A 4498-nucleotide genomic window follows, 5' to 3' on the forward strand; every position below is an offset into this window, starting at 1 on the left:
GCCACCTACCCGCCCGGCCGCCACCGAGCATGCGCCGTCTCCTCCACACCCTCCCGAATCAGCTCCAGCCGTGGCCGAGGCCCGTCCGTCCGCCCCGAGGCGGGCTTGCGCGCGCCGGCCCGGAACGGCGCGGGCCATGCGCCGCCGGGGCCCGCGTAGTCCTGCTCGGCCGCCGCGTGCAGTGTCCATTGCGGGTCGTAGAGGTGCGTGCGGCCGAGGGCGCACAGGTCGGCGCGGCCGGCTAGCAGGATCGAGTTCACGTCGTCGTAGGAGGAGATGGCTCCCACGGCGATCGTGGCGATGTCTGCTTCGTGGCGGATGCGGTCTGCGTAAGGGGTCTGATATGAGCGCCCGTATTCGGGTTGCTCGGTGGCGGTGACTTGGCCGGTGGAGACGTCGATGGCGTCGGCTCCGTGGGTGGCGAAGGCGCGGGCGATCTCGACTGATTCGGTGCCGTCCACGCCGCCGGGGGCCCAGTCTGTTGCTGAGACGCGGACCGTGATCGGGCGTTCGGTCGGCCAGATTGCGCGTACCGCGTCGAACACCTCCAGGGGGAAGCGCAGACGATTCTCCAGGGTGCCGCCGTATTCGTCAGTGCGCTGATTGGCCAGCGGCGACAGGAAGCTGGAGAGCAGGTAGCCGTGTGCGCAGTGCAGCTCCAGTAGGTCGAAGCCGGCGCGGGCTCCGCGTTCGGCGGCGGTGACGAACTCGCGCTTCAGCGCCTCCAGCTCCGAGGCGGTGAGTTCGTGCGGGACCTGGTTCACACCGGGCTTGTAGGGCAGCGGCGAGGGCCCGACTACCGGCCAGTTGCCCTCCGGCAGCGGCTCGTCGATCCCGTCCCACATCAGCTTCGTCGAGCCCTTACGTCCCGAGTGCCCGAGTTGTAGCCCGATCGCCGCCGTGGACTGCGCGTGGACGAAGTCCACGATCCGCCGCCACTGCGCCTCCTGCTCCTCGGAGTACATCCCGGTGCAGCCCGGGGTGATGCGGCCGTTCGGGGAGACGCAGACCATCTCCGTCATCACCAGGCCCGCGCCGCCGAGTGCCTTGGAGCCCAGGTGCACCAGGTGGAAGTCGTTCGGCATGCCGTCTTGCGCCGAGTACATGTCCATCGGCGAGACGATCACGCGGTTCTTCAGCGTCAGTCCGCGTAGTCGGAACGGCCGGAACATCGGGGGAGTGGCGTCGCCGTTGACCTCCGCCACGAACTCCGGGTCGCGCAGTTTGAGGTTGTCGTAGGTGACCCGGCGCGAGCGGGTGAGCAGGTTGAAGGCGAACTGTAGCGGCTCCTGGTCGGTGTAGCGGCCCAGGTCCTCGAACCAGCGCAGGGAGGCTGCGGCGGCGCGCTGCGTGGAGGCGACGACCGGCCGCCGCTCTGTCTCGTAGGCCGCCAGTGCGGATCGGATGTCCGGGTTCTCGTGCAGGCACGCGGCCAGCGCCAGCGCGTCCTCCATCGCCAGCTTGGTTCCGGACCCGATCGAGAAGTGCGCGGTGTGGGCGGCGTCGCCGAGCAGCACGATGTTCCGGTGCGACCAGTGCGCCGTGGTGACGGTCGCGAAGCTGAGCCAGCGCGAGTTGTTGGCGATCAGCCGGTGGCCGCCGAGCATGTCGGCGAAGATCTCGCCGATCCGCTCGATGCTCTCGTGGTCGCTCTCGCCGGGCTGGAAGGCGCGGTCGGCGAAGCGGTCGAAGCCGGCCGCGCGCCACACCCGTTCGTGCATCTCGACGATGAACGTCGAGCCGTGGGCGTCGTAGGGGTAGCCGTGGACCTGCATGACGCCGTGCGGGGTGGGCTGGACCTGGAAGCGGAAGGCGTCGAAGACCAGGTCGGTACCGAGCCACATGTAGCGGCAGTCGTGGGTGCGGATCGAGGGCTGGAAGGCGTCGGCGTACGCGGTGCGGATCGCCGAGTTGACGCCGTCGGCGGCGACAACGAGGTCGTACTCGGCGGACAGCTGTTCGGTCGGCGGGGCCGTGGTCAGGTAGCGCACGGCGATGCCGAGGTCGGCACAGCGCTGCTGGAGCATCTGGAGCAGCCGGACCCGGGCCAGGGCCGCGAAGCCGTGGCCGCCGGAGGTGATCACCTTGCCGCGGTAGTGCACGTCGATGTCGTCCCAGCGGGCGAACTCGGCGGCCATCGCCTCGTGGATCCCGGAGTCGGCGTGCTCGATGCCGCCCAGTGTCTCGTCGGAGAACACCACGCCGAAGCCGAAGGTGTCGTCGGCGGCATTGCGTTCCCAGACGTCGACCACCGCGCCCGGGTCGAGCTGCTTGGCCAGCGCCGCGAAGTACAGGCCGCCGGGACCGCCGCCGACCACGGCGATCCTCACGGCACCACCGCGACGCCGGTGAGTTCCACCAGCGCCGCCGGATCGAACAGGCCCTTGACTTCGAAGAACGCCATCGCCGGGTAGTGCTTGCCGAGGTGCCGGCGCCACACTGCGCCGAGTTCCTTGAGGGCGGCGCGGTACTGCTCGGCGTCGGTGGCGAACACGGTGACGGTGACCAGGTGTTCCGGGGCCGCGCCGGCGGCGGTCAGCGTCGTGACCATGTTGGCCAGCGCCAGGTCGAACTGCTCGACCAGGGTGGCCTTCGGGTCGACGGTGCCGTCGGGGTGGATCCCGGCCTGGCCGCCGAGGTAGACGGTGCGGCCGGGGCCGGCGGCCACGGCGTGCGAGAAGCCGACCGCCGGGGCCAGCTCGGGCGGATTCACCATTTCGTGCGGGGACCGGGGCTGCGGGCTCGGCTGTGTGGAGCCCGGCTGAGCAGAGCCCGGCTGCGGCTGCGGGGTCATCGGCCCTCCCACTTCGGCGTCTCCTTGGCGTTGAAGGCGCGGTGGAACTCGGCGTGGTCGCGGGTGTTCATCAACAGCGCCTGCACGGCCGCGTCCATCTCCAGCGACGGCGACAACCCCATGTCCAACTCGCGGGTCAGCAGCATCTTGGTCTGCGCGTAGGCCAGCGCCGGGCCGTCGGCCAGCCGCCGGGCCAGCGCCGCGGTCGCCGCCGCCAGCTCCTCGTCCTCGACCAGCTCGCTGACCAGACCGTACTTGTCGGCCTCCGGGGCCTTCACGGTGTCGCCGAGCATCAGCAGCTTGGTGGCGTTGCCCAGGCCCACGATCCGCGGCAGCAGATAGGCCGCTCCCATGTCCGAGCCGGACAGGCCGACCTTCGTGAACAGGAACGCGAACCGGGCCGAGCGGGCCACGATCCGGAAGTCGGCGGCCAGCGCCAGGACTGAGCCGGCGCCGGCGGCGATCCCGTGGATCGAGGCGATCACCGGGATCGGGACCTCGCGGAGCGCGCGGACGACGTCCCCGGTCATGCGCGTGAACGACAGGTGCTCGTCGGGCCGCATCTCCAGCAGTTCGCCGATGATCTCGTTGACGTCGCCGCCGGAGCAGAAGCCGGGGCCCTCGCCGCGCAGCACCAGCACCCGGGTGTCGCCCCGGTGCGGCAGCTCGGCGAGCAGGTCGCGCAGGTCGGCGTAGGCCTGGAAGGTCAGGGCGTTGATCTTGTCGGGACGGTTCAGGGTGACGGTCGCGACCCCGTCGGCGTGTTCCACGCGGAAGTGGTCCCACTTGTCGGTGAACGGGACTGAACCCCGGAACGGGCTCATCGGTGTCCTCCCGGTGCTCTGGCTCGGCCGCGCGGTGTCGCCCGGTCATCACCAAGATATGACTGTCGTCAAGGAAACGCCATACCCGCCGGATCCGTGTCGTCCCGTCACGTCCGCGAACCGTCGGGTAGCTGTATGCAATCCGTGTAATGTTCGGGCGGCGACAAGCTGTAGCAGCGGCGCAAGTGTGCGCACGGTTCAAGGAGGGATACGGCTTGGCCTGGGGCGATCTGGATTCCGCCCTGGCCGCGGCCCGCCGCGGCGAGGAGACGGGATTCGCAGAGCTTTGGCACGCTCTGCATCCGCCGCTGCTGCGCTACCTGCGCGCCGTGGTCGGCGACACCGCCGAGGACGTGGCCAGCGAGACCTGGCTCCAGGCGGCCAAGGACGTGCGCGGGTACCGGGGCGACGCGGCCGGGTTCCGGGTCTGGCTGTTCCGGGTGGCACGCCACCGCGCCCTGGACGAGTTGCGCAAGGTCTCCCGCCGCAAGGAGGACAACGGCGACGTCGCCGAATACGTCGCCGACTGGCCGGCCGCCGACGACACCGAACTGGCCGCCGCCGAGCGCGAGGACACCGAGCGGGCCTTGCGCCTGATAGCCCGGCTGCCCAAGGATCAAGCCGAGGCCGTGCTGTTGCGGGTGGTCGCCGGGCTGGACGTGGCGCAGACCGCGAAGGTGCTGGACAAGCGCGACGGCGCGGTGCGGATCGCGGCCATGCGCGGGCTCAAGCGGCTGGCGGCGATCCTGGCGGAACAATCGGCCGAGGGTGAGGCCGGCGGTGACGGACACGACACAGGGGGAATGGAGGGGACCGGGGAAGCGGGGTCCGGCATGACCGGCCGGGGCTCGCGGACCGTGAAGGGCGCGGAGTATGGATG

At 70.6% G+C, this 4498-nt stretch carries 4 protein-coding genes; 1 reads left to right on the plus strand and 3 read right to left on the minus strand.

All coding sequences use genetic code 11. The annotated features are described in order from the left end of the window. Positions 1 to 5: 5 nt before the first annotated feature. The 3 genes from IZR01_RS48280 to IZR01_RS48290 are packed head-to-tail and all read right to left on the minus strand — an operon-like array spanning position 6 to position 3618. Entirely contained in the window at positions 6 to 2330 is a 2325-nt protein-coding gene (locus IZR01_RS48280; protein WP_194927795.1) for a bifunctional salicylyl-CoA 5-hydroxylase/oxidoreductase, read from the minus strand. Further along, entirely contained in the window at positions 2327 to 2794 is a 468-nt protein-coding gene (locus tag IZR01_RS48285) for a RidA family protein (protein WP_228561407.1), read from the minus strand. The genes IZR01_RS48280 and IZR01_RS48285 overlap by 4 nt, the downstream gene beginning before the upstream one ends. Then, on the minus strand, positions 2791 to 3618 hold the full coding sequence (locus tag IZR01_RS48290; RefSeq protein ID WP_194899816.1) for an enoyl-CoA hydratase family protein: 828 nt from the start codon (positions 3616 to 3618) through the stop codon (positions 2791 to 2793). Before IZR01_RS48290 ends, IZR01_RS48285 begins: the two co-directional genes overlap by 4 nt. Before the next feature lie 215 nt (positions 3619 to 3833). Here IZR01_RS48290 and IZR01_RS48295 point away from each other — a divergent pair. After that, on the plus strand, positions 3834 to 4498 hold a 665-nt coding region (locus tag IZR01_RS48295), incomplete at its 3' end, for an RNA polymerase sigma factor (protein ID WP_228561408.1).

The sequence above is a fragment of the Catenulispora pinisilvae genome (assembly GCF_015356865.1).
In the GTDB taxonomy this organism is placed as follows: domain Bacteria; phylum Actinomycetota; class Actinomycetes; order Streptomycetales; family Catenulisporaceae; genus Catenulispora; species Catenulispora pinisilvae.

Coding starts and splice junctions, on each gene's coding strand:
- IZR01_RS48285 (WP_228561407.1), bottom strand. CDS start 2,794: ATGACCCCGCAGCCGCAGCCGGGCTCTGCTCAGCCGGGCTCCACACAG.
- IZR01_RS48290 (WP_194899816.1), bottom strand. CDS start 3,618: ATGAGCCCGTTCCGGGGTTCAGTCCCGTTCACCGACAAGTGGGACCAC.